This window comes from Saprospiraceae bacterium, from assembly GCA_026129545.1.
Lineage (GTDB): Bacteria > Bacteroidota > Bacteroidia > Chitinophagales > Saprospiraceae > M3007.
Genome location: JAHCHX010000001.1, coordinates 1,708,429 through 1,725,254 on the forward strand (window position 1 = coordinate 1,708,429; position 16,826 = coordinate 1,725,254).

Below are 16,826 nucleotides of genomic sequence, written 5' to 3' on the forward strand. Positions count from 1 at the left end.
AAACGCAGGGGTTTAGATGAATGTTTGTCGCCGTTCGGCAAAAAACAAACAAGCCCGGTCAAAACAGCCGGGCTTTAGGTTTCTCTTAGTTAGCTTTGGCTTCGCCAAAAGTGATTTTTTGTGAATGATGCGAAGGGGAAGTTTTGCCTAAAAAAAAATCGAGTGAAATCTCGTCTTCCAAATGACCGAACGTCTCATAACTCCACTTTTCATTAGCGTTCTGACGGCTGTAAACAGCCACTAAGGGTTCATATTGGTTCACAATCAAGTAATAGCGCAGGGTGGGGAAATGCTCGGTGTATTCCTTGGGCTTGGCTTTGTGGTCACGATTGTACGAGTCTTCCGAGTCTACTTCGATAATCAATTCAGCATCTTTCACCTCATTTGTGTGTCGGATGGAGGCCGTTGGCACGACCACCAGTTCAATCTTCTCGCAAACAAATTCATGGCACTCTTCCAAGCGTTTTTCCAACTCGAAGTATTCCTCGGCAGTATATGGTCTTGTCGCCGTCGCACTTTCTGCCTCCAGCATAAGATTGAGAAGTTTTGGGCAAAAATAAGGTTTTTTCGAGAGTGTTCAGAAAACTGTGTCATCCCAAGGGAGACGATGAGATAACACAGAGGCACGAAGGACACAGAGTTTTGGTTTTCAATAATTTACATTCCTTTAAGCACGGTGTGTATTGCGTAAAAAGAAAACATCCGGTATGGTTTGACACACTTTTCTGAACACTCTCGATTTTTCAAAAAAACAGGGGCGACTTGTGGCCGCCCCTTATCGTGCATAAGAGTTTTCCAAAATAAAAACAGTGTGCCGTGTACCGTCAAATCACCTTGTCGGCGCACGACGACGAGGCAAAAGCATCGGGCTTGGCCTTGAACACGAAGCCCATGCTCAGGATGTAGCCCATTGCCTCTTTTAGTGCCGTGTTGCTCTCGAACGACGGGTCGGTGTTGATGTCGGCGTGCACCTCAAGCGCCACATCGTGCTCGTCGAGCAGGTGGCAGAGCGCGTAGGCAACCTCCACCGAGCGCCCCACTTCCAATATCATGCGCTCGCGCAGGGTTGTCTTGCGGGTCGTTTTGTCGTTTGAGATGAACATAAAACCACCGCGTTTCTCGCGCAAAAACACGATGACGGTCGCGTAATGCACCTCGTCGCCGATGACTTGAGAATCGGTGCCGATGCACACTTTGAGTTTGTGACCAGCCGCTTTTTCACGCCGGATGGTCTCTTCCACTGCCGAGAGCAGCGGCAATTCGATGCGTTGGCCGTTGAGCCTTCTCCACTCCATGGTGTTTACTGATTGGTTATGAAAAATGATGGCACTTTAAATCTCGAATATGCTGGCCAAAAAGGGCTGCGCAAAATTTGCACGGCCAAAAATGGCACTTTTCCCCTAAAAAGTTTTACGCCTCGACAAAATTTAATGTTCCGTTAAACAATACATTTGCCCGCCAAGTTTCCCAGACAGCATGACACCAGCATCTTTCCAACAATTGGTCAACACGCCGTGGCGCATGCGCCTTTTTATGTTGTGGAAACTTCCCGCAGCATGGTTTATGGGTATAAGCATCCGGCATTGCGACGGGGAGCGAGCGGTGGTGCGCTTGCCTTATCGGTGGCGCTCACAGAATCCTTTTCGCTCCATCTACTTTGCGGCACAATGTGCTGCGGGAGAAATGTCAACCGGGATGTTGGCGCTCATGCACCTGCAAGGCAAGGCTGCCGTTTCGATGCTTGTGACCAAAGTGGAGGCCGAGTTTTTAAAAAAAGCATCTGCAACATTGCTGTTTACCTGTGAGGATGGGAAGGCTTTGGAGGCTTCGATTCAGCAGGCCTTGGAGACGGGCGAACCGCAGGTTTTCAAGGCAACTTCTATTGGCACACTACCCGACGGGACGGAAGCAGCGAGGATATGGATTACTTGGTCGTTCAAAAGAAAAGGGACATAACTTGGGTAGAAGATGGATGGAGACTGTTCAGAAAAGCAACGGCCTCATGTCCAAAATTTCTTGCCAAACCACCGCTACCGTCGCCAAAACAGGATAATAAACATTGCGCACATAGAACTTGAGCCTACGGCGGTTGGGCCTGAAGCCCATTTTTTCAAAAAGGTGAGAATAAAAAGTCGTGTGTTCTTCCTCGCTCAGGTTGTGCTCCTTGTTCACCAAGCAGCGGCCAAAAATGGCAAATTGTATCATGACAGCCGCATACACTGGCAGCGACCACTGCCAACTAAATAAGAACGGGGCTACCCACGCCAGCAGGGTGACGAGCAGGTGTAGCCAAAAGAACAAGTTGGATTTCAATGTTTGAGTAGTCATTTTCAATGCTTTGCCGAACTTTCCCTAAAGCGGTTTTCGCATGAGCCAGTCAGGCTGCGGGTCGTCGCCCACCCAAAAGGTTTCGATGCCAAAGATAGTGTATCCGTGTCGCTCGTAGAATTGTATGGTGCGCGGCGATTTTTGCCACACGCTGAGCCACACCCAAGTCGCGCTGGTTTCGCGGGCGCGTTGTTCCACAAATTGCAGCAATTCCGCTCCAAGCCCTTGGCTTTGAACATCTTGGCGTACATAGATGCGTTCGAGTTGAAGTGCCTTGCCAAAAAATTGGCCCGATGGCTGGGGGGCATCATCTGCTGGGGGGCTTTTGTCAATATTCAATTTCAAATAGGCTATTGGCTCGCCGTTTTTCATCGCAAAATAAAACTCTGAGCTGGATGCGGCGAGTTCGGCTCGCATATTTTCCAATGAAAAATTCTCACTGCAATATGCTTCAAATGCGACTGGGTCATTTTGGGTCTGCCACGCGTCGCGGAAGGTGCGCTCGGCGAGGGTGCGGAGGGTTTCCGCATCGGCTGGTTGGACTTTTTTGATGGTCATGTTCGACACTCGGTTTGACCCGGCAAATGTTGAAAAAACCGCCCAATTCGGTCTTGTCATTTTGAAGAAACAATTTCGTTTGCCAGCGCAAAAATCGCCCGCCGCATGAATTCACCCATCGAAGCAATCAAACAGGCCGTCGCCGAAAACCGCACGAGCGATGCGCTCTCCCGCCTGCTCGAACTCACGCAAAGGAACAAGCAACTCCATGACGCCATCCACATCGTGTTGGCCGAGTTCAACGACCTGACTTCGCAACGACTCAAAGGCACAATTGACAACAGCGAAGCCACCCGGCGGCTGAATGTCATTCACGATAAAATTCTTGTTGCGTTGGGGGCTTTTGATAGTGCGGGGAGGGTGCTGCCGGGGAGTGCATCTGTTAAAAAGAACACAGCCACCTCTACTCTAAAAACAATTGCTTTCTCTTTGCTTGGGGCTGGCTCTGTTGTATTTCTTTTGGGTTGGTGGTATTACAAAACCCATGACAATGACGCTTCTATTGAAAATCAAGAAATTATTTATCTGTTTAGGGAGACTGGTATTTACCTGCTTATTGCTGGGGCAACATCTTTTGTAGGGTACATAATCGCGTTGGTCCTAAAGGCCATTCAAAAATAACGAGCCTCCCTTTTTTGTCATGTTGGAAACATCTGTCCGCTCTACGAGGGGAAAACCGCGTGAAAACCGCCCGTAGAGCGGACAGATCCTTACAAGGATGACAAAAAGGGAAGTAGCAAAAATTTACGCAGTCACCACAATCGCCCGCTGGTTCATTTCAACCACGTCGTTGTGTGTCAATTCTCTCATAATCAGGGAAAAATTAGCCTCGAAGAGAAGAAGTAAATCACTGTTCTGATATTTCCGGTGGTGAGGAAAAGAAGTTTGTGAGGCACGCGCAAGAGCAAAAATCGTTTCAGGAAATCAGAATCTTTGGAAATTACCACCCGGCTTTCTTTTACGCTTTTCTTGCAGATATCAAGGTCGGGCATTTGCTGCCCCGCCCGCAAAGTGTTGACATGAACAGCGTCGAATCCTTTTGCCAAAAGGAAGCGACAGAGCGATTCCGGCAACTGTTCATCCACAAAAAACTTCATGCCGCCGATTGAAGGTCAAAAGTTTTGAATTGGGCGAGCCGGGCGGCAAATTCGAGGCTGGCCAATATGTCATTTTCCTCCAAGCCGGGATAGTCGGCCAAAATCTCTTCATGGGTCATACCCGCCGACAACAATTCCAGAATGGTCGCTACCAGCATCCGCGAGCCGCGAATGGTGGGTTTGCCGTGACATATTTCCGGGTTGACCGTGATTCGTTCTTGCAAGCGCATATTTTTGAAAATTTTTACAAAGTTATCAAAAAAACCATCCACTCAGCAAACAACGACCCTAAATGACCTCAATTACACTTGAATCACCCCCACATTAAACTTCTCCACCGGCGCGTTGTTCGCCGCTTCGATGCCCATCGAAATCCATTGGCGAGTGTCGCGCGGGTCAATGATGGCATCCACCCAGAGGCGGGCGGCGGCGTAGTAGGGTGAGGTCTGGGCGATGTAGCGGGCTTTTATTTTTTCAAAAAGTTCTTTTTCCGCAGCCGGGTCGGGGGCTTCGCCTTTGCCTTTTAGAGTCTCTACTTGTATCTGTGTCAAGACTTTGGCGGCCTGTTCGCCGCCCATGACGGCGATTTTGGCGGTCGGCCAAGCGGCGATGAGGCGCGGGTCGTAGGCTTTGCCGCACATGGCGTAATTGCCCGCGCCATAGGAGTTGCCGATGACGATGCTGAATTTCGGCACGGTCGAGTTGGACACGGCGTTCACCATTTTCGCGCCGTCTTTGATGATGCCGCCGTGTTCGGAGCGCGTGCCGACCATGAAGCCCGTCACGTCGTGGAGGAACACGAGGGGGATTTTTTTCTGGTTGCAATTCAGGATAAATCGCGTGGCCTTGTCCGCCGAATCCGAATAAATGACGCCGCCAAACTGGATTTCGCCTTTCGCATTTTTGCTGACCAAACGGTTGTTCGCCACAATGCCCACCGCCCAGCCATCTATGCGGGCGTAAGCGGTGATGATGGTTTTGCCGTAATGTTCTTTATACTGCGTGAGTTTGCCCTCGTCCACGAGGCGGCGCAGAAGTTCGACCGTGTCGTAGGGTTTTGCGCCGTTTTCAGGGTAAATTTCAAAAATATCGTCGGGTTTGCCAAAGGCAGGTTGCGGCTCGATGCGGTCGAACCCGGCATTTTCAAATCGGCCAAATTTATCCACCAAATCCTTCACCGTGTCGAGGCAGGTTTTGTCGTCAGGCATTTTGTAGTCGGTCACGCCAGAGATTTCGGAGTGCGTGGCCGCGCCGCCGAGGGTTTCCTGGTCGGCATTTTCGCCGATGGCGGCTTTCACGAGGTAGGGGCCGGCGAGAAAAACGGAGCCGGTTTTTTCCACAATCAAAGCCTCGTCGGACATGATGGGGAGGTACGCGCCGCCCGCCACGCAAGCGCCCATGATGGCGGCGATTTGAGGAATTCCGGCGGACGACATCTTCGCGTTGTTGCGGAAAATCCGTCCGAAATGTTCTTTATCAGGGAAAATTTCGTCCTGCATGGGTAGGTAAACGCCCGCTGAGTCCACGAGGTAAATGATGGGCAGACGGTTTTCCATCGCGATTTCCTGCGCCCGCAAATTCTTTTTGCCCGTGATGGGAAACCACGCCCCGGCCTTCACGGTCGCATCGTTGGCGACGACGATGACTTGCCGCCCGCGCACGTAACCGATGACGACCACTACCCCACCCGCCGGGCAGCCGCCGTGTTCCTGGTACATCTCGTAGCCTGCGAACGCGCCGACTTCGATGCGGGGTTTGTCTTTATCCAGCAGATATTCGATGCGTTCGCGGGCGGTCATTTTGCCCTGTTGGTGAAGTTTTTCGATGCGCTTTGGGCCGCCGCCTTCGTGGATTTTTTCGAGTCGGCGATTCAGGTTGGAGACAGCGAGTTTGAAAGCATCGGTGTTTTTTTCGGCTTCAAGGCTGAGAGTGTTTGTGGTGGACATGGTCGGACTGGTTCGATTTACGATTTACGATTTTGGATGTACGATTGCCGAGCAAGACTTTGCGATTGATGATTTGGGCGAGCAAAAGTCTGTGGAAAATTCATGAAACCGAAATGTACGGCAGGTTTGGGAATAGGGAAACTTGTATGTTTCCGACAAAATCCGACCAATCAATCGTAAATCGTAAATCGTAAATCGTAAATCGCATATCAGACCATGGCAACTTGTAAAAACTGCGCACACGAGTTCGAGGGAAAATTCTGCCCTCAATGCGGGCAGAAAGCAAAGACGAAACGCATCACCACCAAGCAGGTATTCAAAGAGGCGCGGGAACGGCTCTTCCACTACGACCAAGGCTTCTTTTACACGATGAAGGAAATGTTGGTGCGCCCCGGCCATAGCGTGAGAGAGTATCTGGAGGGCAAAAGGGTGCGACATTTCAAGCCACTCAAATTTTTGTTTTGGTCAGCGGCTATCAATTTCTTGATTTTCCATTACATCGGCCTTGACAAGGAGTTGATGCAAAAGTTGTCGGACCAACAACAAGGCAGTCACCCCATCGGCCAGCGATTGTCGCAAAAAGTTTTTCAGGTGCTCAGCGACCACCCTGCCCTCATGCTTTTTTGCATGATTCCTTTCATTGCCTTTTGGTCGTGGCTTTTGTTTCGACGGAGAGGCTACAACTACGCCGAACATTTTGTGCTCAACACCTTTTTGATGGGCGAACTAACGATGGCAAGCGTCGTCACCTTGCCCATCTCAAAGTTTTTGAGCAGCGTTTCGACTACTGCTTGGCCGATGACGTTGTTCTCGCTCATGCTTTGGGTGGTATATTTTGGCTGGGCTTACAGTCAATTGTTGCAGCATCGCAAAATTGGGGTCTGGCTGAAGGGAGGCTTGTCTATTTTGCTGGGATACATCTTTTTGATAATGGTCATCACGATTTTTGTGGTCATCGTCATCATCTTTTTCAGGCCTCAAATGGAGGCTTGGCTGGCGAGTTGATGACCGCGTTAGGCATTCAGGCAAACCATACATTGATTCGTTACGATTTGCCAGTTCACCATGGTTGCTCTTCTTGATTTTGAGCAGGTTGCGCTTATTGCCATACCCAAAACTTGAGAGTTCGAGGTATAGAAGTTGACTGTTTTGGCGTTTGACATCAATCTCTTGTTCAGGCGATGATTTGAAATCACCACACATTTTCAACACCCCGCTTCAACCCATTATTCGAATAGACTTGTTGCGGTGGAGGGCTTTGAGAGAAGGGGATTGTCATTTTTTCGACTGGCAAGGCAAATTTTGCAGTCGAAATCCGGCATATTCGGCGAAAAATTTAACGAAGCCAGTCGGAAAAAGGGCTTTCCCTTCACCCAAAGGCATCTACCGCAACAAGTCTAATACCTATCGTCAAATGAAACGCCGGATATTTTGATGAGTCCTAATCGGGCGCTCAACAAGTGTCGTTGATTTTAGGGAATGCCCTATTTTTGGCTCAGTCGAACTGAACAAGCATCAATCGTGTAAGTTTGCCCCATCCTTGACGATTCCGAACCCAACTCACTACTCACCATCCGTTAATTCACAACTTCTATGGAAAAAAGAACCTTTCTAAAAACAAGCCTTGTTCTTGGCATTGCCGCTGCGGCTGCCCCCATTCTAAAAGCTTGCAAAGGCTCGTCAAAAAATCCAAGCGCCACCACAGGCTACCCGGTCATTCCGCCTCCAAAAATGCGGCGCACCACCCCCTTCGAATTGCCCAAACTTCCCTACGACATCGCCGCACTGGAGCCGCACATTGACAAAATGACGATGGAAATCCATCATGGCCGCCACCACAACGCCTACGTCTCCAACCTCAACGAGGCCGTCAAGAACACCGTGTATGCTGAATACGAGTTGGAAGACATCGTGACGCGCGTTACCTCCAGCGACGAGGACAAAAAAATCCGCAACAACGCGGGCGGCCACTGGAACCACACATTTTTCTGGCAAATCATGGCCCCTCCATCCAACGGAGGCGGAGGCCTTCCTTTTGGGCAATTGGCCACCGCCATCAATAGCCAATTCGGCTCGTTTGAAAAATTTCAGGAAGAATTTGGCAACGCAGCCAAAAGCGTGTTTGGCTCTGGTTGGGCTTGGCTATGTGTGGGGAAAGACAAAGGCCTATTCATCAGCACGACACCCAATCAGGACAACCCGTTGATGCTCAGCATCGTGAAGCAAACAGGCACCCCCATTCTTGGCCTTGATGTGTGGGAACACGCCTACTATCTCAAGTATCAAAACAAGCGCCCCGACTATGTGACGGCCTTCTGGAACCTCATCCATTGGAAAGAGGTAGGGCTGCGATATGAAAAGGCATTGTTCGGATAAGAATGTGCCCGCGTGGAATCAAGGGGTGTTGACTCCGAACATCTCCTCCAACTTTCTCCATCGGTAGTCAAAAATCTCGTTGAGTTGGCGGCGAATGAAAAGCCAGTTGGCAAAATCGCCCAAAAAGCCCAAGGGGATTTTGTAATGCACCAAGTCCGTCATTTCCACCCCACCCGGGACGGATTTGAAATGATGTTGATGGTGCCAGATGGAGTATGGGCCTACGCGCTGCTCGTCCACGAAGAACTTTTTGTCTTCGACGTGCGTGATTTCCGTCATCCAAAAAAGCGGGATGCCCAACAAGGGTTTCACCGTATAAGAAATGATTTGCCCGGCATACATCTTTTCCAAAAAGGCTGGGTCGGACGTGACTTGAAAACCCATGTAGGGGGGCGTTATTTCCTTCAAATTCAGAGGAGAGGAGAAAAAATCCCATGCTTCGTCCAACGAGATGGGGAGGCGCTGAACGCGCTTCAACGAATAAACGGCCATGAAAACAAGGTGTTGTTCCCGAGATGTCGGGGTGAGTGTTTGTTTTTGGCCCTCATAACCAGCACATGGTCAGATTGTTCAAACACTGCGATACAACAGGGGAAGTCACTCAAACAAAAAGGCTGCGGCACAAAGCCCAGTTCCAGGCGGCATGAAATTCAGGCCATCCCGAACCGGGCTTGTGGCGCAGCCTCATAGAGACGAGGGCCGATGCCAACCAATCGCTCGTCACACCATGTTCTCGTGCACGAACTTATCCAGATTCTCTGGATACTCCTTCGAGTGTTCGTAGCGGATGATGTCGGTAGAGGTCACGATGCCAAGCAGTTCGCGTTTGTCATTCACAATCGGCACCGCGTGAAAAAGGTGGCGAGTGAGCACGTCAGCCACCGCGCCGAGATGCTGGTCGGGTTCCAACGTGGCAATTTTGGTCGTCATGATTTCGCTGACCTTCATGGACTGGTAGTCGTCGGCTGCTTTGCCGAGTTTGAACAAATCCCATGATGTCACCATGCCCACCAGCATCTTGTTTTCCACGATGGGAATGTGATGGATGCGTTTTTTCAGCAAAATATCGCGTGCCTCCCCGAGCGTACTGTCTGGTTTGAGGGTGATGACGTTGGTCGTCATGTGTTGGCGTATAGGTTCGTTCATCATAGGCCGTGAAAATTTATTTGTGAAACGGTTCAAGTTCGTCCCGAAAGTAGGGGGGCAATCTGAAATTGCCAAAAGAAAATTTGAGTAAACTCAAAAAAGTACAAAAATGTGTTAATTGCCTTGCGCATTCGGCTTGAGGCCGCACTCACTTGCCCAACTCCTTTGCCCGCTCAAACGCTGCTCTTGCACCAGCCATGATGCCTTCGTGCAAACCAGTGTTGCCCCACACGCGCAATGCTGCTTCCGTCGTGCCGCCTTTTGAGGCGACCTTCGCTATCCAATCTTGACAACTCAAGTCGGTTTTGTTGTACAAATCCACCGCGCCAGTAAAAGTCTGACTGACCAACAGCTCAGCCTCCGAATCCGAAAATCCCATCTGTCTGGCCGCCTCCATCAGCGCGTTCATGAAATAATAGATGTACGCCGGACCAGAACCCGAAATAGCCGTGGAGGCATCAATCATTTCTTCCCGTTCCACATAGATGGTCTTCCCGGTGGTGCTGAGCAGGTTTTGCACCATCACCAACTCTATGCGCGTCACCGCGTCAGTGGAGGTAAAAGCCGTCGCGCCTGCGCCGATTTGCGCAGGCAGGTTGGGCATGGCGCGAATGATTTTGTCGGCGCGGAGTGCTTCTCCGATGGTCGCGATGCGCACACCGGCCATAATGCTCAAGTAAACCTGCCCGGGTTGTGCGAGGTCGCCGATTTCCTCAAAAAGTTTGGGGGAATCTTGCGGTTTTACAGCCAAAATGAGCAAGTCGGCATCAGGGACACAAAGGCGAGGGTCGCTGAAAAAGCGGCCTTCGTGCGTTTCGCTCAGTTGGTTGGCCTTTTCGTAGGTGCGGCAAAGCACCATCAAGTTGTCGGCAGTCACGATGCGGCTGCGCAAGAAACTTTGGGCGTAAGTCATGCCCATATTGCCGCCGCCAAGAATGAGGATTTTCATTTTTTATGTCGAAATGTTTGTCCGCAGATGCGATGATTTTGATGACTTTTGTGAGTGTTCGATTTTGGGCAAAATTCAATCTTTCTGGCTTATGAAAAAAATCGCCTTTTCGGTAGCTATCACGGCCCTGTTCATCATCAGTTGTAAAAACAAAATGCAACACGTTGAAAGCCAACAGCCGACAGCCAATCGCCCCGAATACGCACTTGCCATACACGGCGGAGCAGGCGCGCTCAGACGCGCAGCCATGTCGCCCGAAAAAGAGGCGGAATATCGTGCGGCACTCGATTCGGCACTTACCATCGGGGAAAACATACTGCGGAATGGAGGCTCGGCACTCGACGCGGTGGAGCAAACCATCGTTTTTTTGGAAAACAACCCACTGTTCAATGCGGGTCGCGGCGCCGTTTTCACGCACGATGGAAAAAACGAGTTGGATGCCAGCATCATGGACGGCACCACACAAAAAGCAGGGGCCATCGGAGGGGTGACGACGGTCAAAAACCCCATTCGATTGGCGCGTGCGGTCATGGAACAATCGCCCCACGTTTTTCTCAGCGGGCGCGGCGCGGAACAATTTGCCGCCGAACGCGGCCTCGAACTCGTTGACCCAGCGTGGTTTTACACGGAAGAGCGGTGGGATGTCTTGCAAAAACTTTTGAGAGAAGAAAAAGAGAAAACCGGCAAACAAGGACACCTCAAGCTTTCGCAGCATCGCCCGTCCGAACCAACTACCGATGAAAAATTCGGCACCGTCGGATGCGTCGCGCTCGACAAAAACGGTCACCTCGCCGCAGGCACCAGCACGGGCGGCATGACCAACAAACGCTGGAACCGCATAGGCGATGCGCCCGTGATTGGCGCTGGCACTTACGCCTCCGGCGATGCCTGCGCGGTTTCTTGCACGGGGCATGGCGAGTTTTTCATTCGATATGCCGTAGCGCACGACGTGTGGGCGCTCATGGCCTATAAAGGACTTGCGCTGGCTGAAGCCGCCGATTTTGTGGTAAATAAAAAACTGGTGGAAAAAGGCGGCGAGGGCGGCCTCATCGCGGTGGACAAGGACGGAAACATTGCCATGCCGTTCAATTCCGAGGGAATGTACCGAGGATTTGCCAAGCCGGGAGCGCGTGGCGTGGCTATTTACAACGAATAGGCAATTAAGCCGAATGCCTTGACTCCGTTGTGGAAACCATACGCATGGGAAAGCGGTTTGCGAAAAAATGCTCGTTGATTTCCGTTCAGGCAGTAGTTTCAAATCACTACGATAAAGGGGAACGAGTTTGGGAAACCCGAACTCGATAGCGCCAAAACCCAAATATACTTGGCACCGCCATGTGTTGAGCATGGCTAAAAACGCAATCTGCTCAAAATCAGGGTGAACAATCATGGCCATCCGACAAATCATAGTGAATCAAGGTATAAATTTTGCACATGAAAGAAAAAATCGTTGTCAGCGATTGGGTCTCGCTCACAGAGTTCAGGGAAGAAGACAAACCCAATTTGGTGCGCTACCTGAATGACCCTTTGGTGTTCCAAAACACGCTGACCATTCCCAACCCCTACACCGAGCTCGACGCAGGCGAATGGCTCGAAAAAACACGGGTCAATCTCGAAAAATATGGACAGCTGACCAACTGGGCCATTCGCCACCGAGAGGCAGGGCTGATAGGCGGCATCGGCACTTTCGTGCACACGGGCATAGAAGGGCATCGGGATGAAATCGGCTATTGGTTGGCCGAGCCATTTCGGGGGCAAGGCATCATGACAGCGGTGGTAGCCGAGATGACCGCGTATATGTTCCAAACTCGGCCCTTGGTGCGCATAGAGGCATGGGTGTTTGCGCACAATCCCGCTTCTGCGAGATTGCTGGAAAAAACAGGGTTTCAGCGCGAGGGCTTTGCCCGAAAATTCGCGAAGAAAGGCGAGCAGTACATGGACGCGATTCTATTGGCCAAAATCAAAGACTGATTCAGATTTCCTCCACATAGTCCAAGTCCTTGCTAAAGGTCTCCTTCATGCCCCACAACGCGACGAACGCAATGCCCAGACAAGCCGCTCCCACGATATAGCCCGCCGTGATTACACTGCCCGTCACCGCAGCGCCTTTAAGGTACTTGAAAGACTCGTTGATGGGCACTTGCATGCCTCTGGCAAAATTAGGGACCGAGGTGGCGACCGTAGAGCGAAGGTTTGTGCCAAACTGCTCCGCGCCAATGGTGACAAAAATGACCCAAAAACCAACCGAGAACCCCAGCAAAAAATGGCTGGCATAAAACATCAAAGGGCTGCTGAACGGCAATATCAAGTAAACCGCGATAGCGATGGCATCTAACGCAAGAAAAATGGCCATCACCTTGACCCGGCTTCGGAGCAGCTGACTGAGGGCACCCGACACCAAATCACCCAAGATAAGGCCGGAATAGCAAATGGCAATGGCGTTGGGGGCAGAAATGCCTTCCAGCCCTTTGGCTTTCCCAAACTCCGGTGCCAACATGACCAAAATGCCCACCACAAACCAAGTAGTGGTGCCAATGAAAATGCAGCGCAAAAAGCGTGTGAAGCGGTCCCAATCGTTGAACAAAGCGAAAAAATTACCTCTGCTAATGTGCGATTGTGCCTGCACATTGCGGAAAATGCCCGACTCGGACACGCTGATGCGCACGATGAGCAACAAAACCCCCAACCCACCGCCGATAAAGTAGCACACGCGCCACGGGAAAAAATACTCAATTACCCAAGCCAACAACGCCCCTGAAAGACCAATGCTTGCCACCACCATTGTGCCAATGCCGCGTTTTTCCTTGGGCAACACTTCTGCCACCAACGTGATGCCCGCGCCCAATTCGCCAGCCAAGCCAATGCCCGCGATGAGGCGATAAAATGAATAGTCGCCATACCCCGTGACAAAGCCGTTGAGCAGGTTGGCGATAGAGTAGAGCGCGATGGAAAAATACAGCACGCGCACCCGCCCCAATTTGTCGCCCAACACGCCCCAAAGGATACCGCCAATAAGCATGCCGCCCATTTGCCAGTTTTGAAGCGAAAGACCGTGGTCGGTCAGTTCTTGGCCTGAGAACCCCAAGTCTGTCAGACTTTTGATGCGCACAAAGCCAAACAACAGCAGGTCGTAGATGTCCACAAAGTAACCAAGCGCGGCGACGATGACGGCGGCGTTAAGGATTTTATCAGAAGAAGTCTGACTGAAGTTTTTGGTTTGCATATTACTGGTTGTACCCAATCTTTTCAGAATAATGCCTTAACCCTCACCCCCCCTGTAAGAATCATCCCAGTTTTCCGGCTTCGGCTCTCCCAGCTTGCCCAAACTGCTGGCCACTATCATGGAGGCAGTAGCATCACTCGTCACGTTTGCCACCGTGCGGCACATATCCAATGGCCTATCCACCGCGAGAATGAGTGCCAACCCCGCTTCCGGGATGCCAGCCTGAGACAACACAATGACCAACATCACCATGCCTGCACCCGGCACTGCCGCCGAACCGATAGAGGCCAAGGTAGCCGTCAGGATGATGCCAAGCTGCGCACCTAGCGACAAATCCATGCCGTAAGCTTGGGCGATGAAAACCGCCGCCACCGCCTGATAAAGCGCCGTGCCATCCATATTGACCGTCGCCCCGATGGGCATCACAAAACTGGCCACATCTTCATGCACGCCGAGATGCTCTTTCACGCGCTCCATGCTCACAGGCAAGGTGGCCGCGCTGGAACTGGTGGAGAACGCCAACAACTGCGCCGGCGCAAAGCCTTTGAGGAAAAATCCCGGACTCTTTTTGGCAAAAATGCGCACCAGCGTCGGGTAAAACACCAATACCATAAATACCAACCCTGCCACCACCGTCCCCATGTATCCCAACAAAGCCACGAAAATATCGGGTGTGGGAGATTCCACTATTAAGGCGGCCAGCAACGCAAATACGCCAAACGGAGCAGCCAGCATGATAAGGTCCACCATTTTCATCACCACGTCGTTCAGGCCGCTAAAAAACGCGACGACCGGTCGCGCACTTTCTTCAGGTATAAGTATCAGCCCTATGCCGAAGAAGATGACGAAGAATATCACCTGCAACATGTTGCCGTTCGACGACGCGGCTCCGAACACGTTTTCCGGCACCATATCCACCAAGGGCTGCAAAGGCGATTTGCTTTTTTGCTTCTCGGCATCGGAAATTTTGGCGGTAGCGGCACTTGCATAGGTGCTGTTCAAACGTTCTTGCGTTTCTTTGCTGACAAAATGACCCGGCTGCGTGATATTGACCGCGATTAGCCCGATGGATACCGCAATGGCTGTGGTGACGATGTATATGCCCAACGTTCGCGCTCCCATGGAGGAAAGCTTGGAAATATCTTTCAAATCGGTCACGCCCTTGATGAGCGAACCGATGATGAGCGGCACCGCAATTAGTTTCAGCAGATTGAGAAAGACATTGCCGAAAGGTTTTACCCAGTCCCGAACGAAGTCGTTCCAACCTGCCCAAGCGGCCATCGTGCCAAATGCAACCCCCAGCACCATGCCGATAATGATTTTCCAATGCAACGCGAGATTTCTCATACAAGCTCTTTTTTTTAGACTTGTTGCGGTGAAGGCCTTTGGCGAAGGGAAGGCCCTCACCGCAACAAGTCTTTTACATTGTTTTGAAAATGCGGCTGTTTGAGCGGCCAAAATACAGCAATTCACCACATTCTTCCCGAACGCGATTTTTGTGCGAGGGAGGCAAAGAAAAACATCCATCTTCCGTGAAAGACCCACAACCCTGGCAGGTGCTCGCTCGCCGTTATGTGCTCGACCGCCAACCTTACATGACGCTGCGAGAAGACACGGTACAATTGCCCAACGGCACCCTTATCCATGATTATTTCGTGTTTGAATATCCAGATTGGGTCAATGCGTTGGCACTGACCGACGACCATCAATTTGTGTTGGTGCGCCAATACCGTCATGGCAACGAGGGCATTCACTACGAGTTGCCCGGCGGCGTGGCAGACCCCGGCGAACCGCATTTGCTTGGCGCTCAGCGCGAGTTGTTGGAGGAGACAGGCTATGGGGGAGGAGAATGGCAGCATTGGGTGACGCTGTCGCCTAATCCAGCGACCCACACGAACAACTGCCACATTTTTCTGGCGACTGGTGTGCGGCGACTGAACAATCAACAATTGGACGACACGGAAGACATAGCGGTGCGGCTCCTTTCGCCTCATGATGCTCTTGAAATGTTGAAAAGCGGTGGGGTGTCGCAGGCGCTCCACGCGGCAGCCCTGTGGCGCTTTTTCGCGGAATTCGGCCTGCCAGAGTAGGCTCTTGGCATCGCGGCCTATACTTCGCGCCGTACAGAGCCTAGCAAATCAAGGTCTAATACTGCTTTCCCGGTGTGTCGCTGCGAAACATCTCCATGCCTTTTCTATCCTGCAAGGTGACGTACACCGTGCGCCCGTCTTTGCCACCAAAGACGAGGTTGCTGCATCTTTTGCCTTTCAAACCAATTTCTCTCAGCAACACTCCTTCCGGCGATACTATCGCAACGGCCCCCTTCCCCCATCGTGCGATGTAGAGATTGCCAGCCTTGTCGCATTTCATTCCATCAAGGCCAAAATCAGGAAATTCGATGAACAGGCTTTTGTTCGACACATTGCCAACGGCATCCACTTCGTATCGCCACACCTTGCGCTGAACGCTCTCGTTCACGTACAAGAATTTCTCGTCGGGACTGAGTTCGATGCCATTGGTCGTGCCCATGCCCGATTCGAGCAACGTTGCCCGCCCGTTCGGCCCGATGCGCCAAAGTTGACCGGTGCCATCTGCCCATTTTGGGTCGGATGCAAAAATCTGGTCTTTGGCATTGATGCACAAATCGTTGGGCTGGTTGAACCGTTCGTCGTGGCAAAACACGCTGACCCGTTTGGTCTGCATATCTACTTTCAAAATGTTGTGTTGCGAGAAATCCGCCAGCAGCATTTCGCCTCGGCTATTGAACTGGATGCTGTTGGCGATGCTTCCCTGAGGCAGCTGCACGAACAGCTCGCAAGAGCCGTCGGCATGCACCTTGCCAATCGTGCCGTCGCGTTGAAAATTCACGACGTAGAGTTGGCCTATTTTGTCGAAAGCGGGGCCTTCGATGTTTTCCGAAAACAGGTTTTCGGCGGTGAAGTCCTGGGGGGCGAAAAGAGGCAAAGCAGTCTTGCAGCAAAAGTTGGCAAGAAGCAAAAACACTAGCAATGTTGTCGGTTGGTGTGTCATGGCTATTCAAAGCATATATTGAGCAGTTTCATCGTTGAACGACATAAGTGAGGCTGGATATATTTCAATTGTAACCCAGAATACCATTCCGGAACGCGCGAAACAACATTCCGCGATATGTTTCGGTACAATTCGAAGTGCTCCCTTGAGCCTTACTTTCTGGTGCCATTTGC

General features: G+C 51.3%; 20 protein-coding genes. 7 read left to right on the forward strand and 13 right to left on the reverse strand.

The annotated features are described in order from the left end of the window. Nucleotides 1-85: 85 nt before the first annotated feature. Nucleotides 86-532: a Uma2 family endonuclease gene (locus tag KIS77_06495; protein ID MCW5921968.1), complete on the reverse strand. Its 447-nt coding sequence runs from the start codon at nt 530-532 to the stop codon at nt 86-88. Nucleotides 533-824: 292 nt separating this feature from the next. After that, a complete protein-coding gene (locus KIS77_06500; GenBank protein MCW5921969.1) occupies nt 825-1,295 on the reverse strand; it encodes a hypothetical protein in 471 nt (156 codons plus the stop codon). Between the two features lie 181 nt (nt 1,296-1,476). On the opposite strand from KIS77_06500, the gene KIS77_06505 reads away from it, so the two are divergent. Then, on the forward strand, nt 1,477-1,956 hold the full coding sequence (locus KIS77_06505; GenBank protein MCW5921970.1) for a DUF4442 domain-containing protein: 480 nt from the start codon (nt 1,477-1,479) through the stop codon (nt 1,954-1,956). Between the two features lie 27 nt (nt 1,957-1,983). Here KIS77_06505 and KIS77_06510 read toward each other — a convergent pair whose 3' ends face one another. After that, the gene (locus KIS77_06510) at nt 1,984-2,313 is read right to left on the reverse strand and encodes a hypothetical protein (GenBank protein ID MCW5921971.1); all 330 of its coding nucleotides are present in this window, start codon (nt 2,311-2,313) and stop codon (nt 1,984-1,986) included. Between the two features lie 39 nt (nt 2,314-2,352). Then, complete coding sequence (locus KIS77_06515) at nt 2,353-2,886, reverse strand: GNAT family N-acetyltransferase (protein ID MCW5921972.1); 534 nt, start codon at nt 2,884-2,886, stop codon at nt 2,353-2,355. 105 nt (nt 2,887-2,991) lie between these two features. Here KIS77_06515 and KIS77_06520 point away from each other — a divergent pair, with 105 nt between their 5' ends. Then, a complete protein-coding gene (locus KIS77_06520; protein MCW5921973.1) occupies nt 2,992-3,507 on the forward strand; it encodes a hypothetical protein in 516 nt (171 codons plus the stop codon). A 191-nt stretch (nt 3,508-3,698) separates the two neighbouring features. Here the strand turns inward: KIS77_06520 and KIS77_06525 are convergent, their stop codons facing one another. The 3 genes from KIS77_06525 to KIS77_06535 all read right to left on the reverse strand — a co-directional run bounded on the left by KIS77_06525 (nt 3,699) and on the right by KIS77_06535 (nt 5,929). Then, nucleotides 3,699-3,983 (reverse strand): DUF5615 family PIN-like protein, encoded by a 285-nt coding sequence (locus KIS77_06525; GenBank protein MCW5921974.1) that lies wholly within the window; start codon nt 3,981-3,983, stop codon nt 3,699-3,701. Beyond that, complete coding sequence (locus tag KIS77_06530) at nt 3,980-4,213, reverse strand: DUF433 domain-containing protein (GenBank protein ID MCW5921975.1); 234 nt, start codon at nt 4,211-4,213, stop codon at nt 3,980-3,982. Before KIS77_06530 ends, KIS77_06525 begins: the two co-directional genes overlap by 4 nt. Before the next feature lie 72 nt (nt 4,214-4,285). Further along, nucleotides 4,286-5,929 (reverse strand): acyl-CoA carboxylase subunit beta, encoded by a 1,644-nt coding sequence (locus KIS77_06535; protein ID MCW5921976.1) that lies wholly within the window; start codon nt 5,927-5,929, stop codon nt 4,286-4,288. Nucleotides 5,930-6,145: 216 nt separating this feature from the next. Between KIS77_06535 and KIS77_06540 the strand changes: the two genes are divergently transcribed. Together KIS77_06540 and KIS77_06545 are read left to right on the forward strand one after the other, a co-directional pair. Beyond that, nucleotides 6,146-6,934 (forward strand): DUF3667 domain-containing protein, encoded by a 789-nt coding sequence (locus KIS77_06540; GenBank protein ID MCW5921977.1) that lies wholly within the window; start codon nt 6,146-6,148, stop codon nt 6,932-6,934. A gap of 588 nt (nt 6,935-7,522) precedes the next feature. Then, nucleotides 7,523-8,305, forward strand: coding sequence for a superoxide dismutase (locus KIS77_06545; protein MCW5921978.1), 783 nt, complete (start codon nt 7,523-7,525; stop codon nt 8,303-8,305). Between the two features lie 18 nt (nt 8,306-8,323). Here KIS77_06545 and KIS77_06550 read toward each other — a convergent pair whose 3' ends face one another. From KIS77_06550 to proC, 3 genes are all read right to left on the reverse strand, one after another. Beyond that, nucleotides 8,324-8,797 (reverse strand): SRPBCC family protein, encoded by a 474-nt coding sequence (locus tag KIS77_06550; GenBank protein ID MCW5921979.1) that lies wholly within the window; start codon nt 8,795-8,797, stop codon nt 8,324-8,326. A gap of 228 nt (nt 8,798-9,025) precedes the next feature. Further along, nucleotides 9,026-9,454, reverse strand: coding sequence for a CBS domain-containing protein (locus KIS77_06555; protein ID MCW5921980.1), 429 nt, complete (start codon nt 9,452-9,454; stop codon nt 9,026-9,028). A 145-nt stretch (nt 9,455-9,599) separates the two neighbouring features. Next, complete coding sequence (proC, locus tag KIS77_06560; protein ID MCW5921981.1) at nt 9,600-10,400, reverse strand: pyrroline-5-carboxylate reductase; 801 nt, start codon at nt 10,398-10,400, stop codon at nt 9,600-9,602. Nucleotides 10,401-10,491: 91 nt separating this feature from the next. On the opposite strand from proC, the gene KIS77_06565 reads away from it, so the two are divergent. Next, the gene (locus KIS77_06565) at nt 10,492-11,556 is read left to right on the forward strand and encodes an isoaspartyl peptidase/L-asparaginase (protein ID MCW5921982.1); all 1,065 of its coding nucleotides are present in this window, start codon (nt 10,492-10,494) and stop codon (nt 11,554-11,556) included. 278 nt (nt 11,557-11,834) lie between these two features. Then, nucleotides 11,835-12,371 (forward strand): GNAT family N-acetyltransferase, encoded by a 537-nt coding sequence (locus KIS77_06570; GenBank protein MCW5921983.1) that lies wholly within the window; start codon nt 11,835-11,837, stop codon nt 12,369-12,371. A 1-nt stretch (nt 12,372) separates the two neighbouring features. Here the strand turns inward: KIS77_06570 and KIS77_06575 are convergent, their stop codons facing one another. Further along, nucleotides 12,373-13,623, reverse strand: coding sequence for an MFS transporter (locus KIS77_06575; protein MCW5921984.1), 1,251 nt, complete (start codon nt 13,621-13,623; stop codon nt 12,373-12,375). A 36-nt stretch (nt 13,624-13,659) separates the two neighbouring features. After that, complete coding sequence (locus KIS77_06580; GenBank protein MCW5921985.1) at nt 13,660-14,970, reverse strand: dicarboxylate/amino acid:cation symporter; 1,311 nt, start codon at nt 14,968-14,970, stop codon at nt 13,660-13,662. A 185-nt stretch (nt 14,971-15,155) separates the two neighbouring features. Between KIS77_06580 and KIS77_06585 the strand changes: the two genes are divergently transcribed. Next, nucleotides 15,156-15,713, forward strand: a complete 558-nt coding sequence (locus tag KIS77_06585) for an NUDIX hydrolase (GenBank protein MCW5921986.1) — start codon at nt 15,156-15,158, stop codon at nt 15,711-15,713. A 55-nt stretch (nt 15,714-15,768) separates the two neighbouring features. Here KIS77_06585 and KIS77_06590 read toward each other — a convergent pair whose 3' ends face one another. After that, nucleotides 15,769-16,626 (reverse strand): SMP-30/gluconolactonase/LRE family protein, encoded by an 858-nt coding sequence (locus KIS77_06590; GenBank protein MCW5921987.1) that lies wholly within the window; start codon nt 16,624-16,626, stop codon nt 15,769-15,771. Nucleotides 16,627-16,826 lie beyond the last annotated feature (200 nt).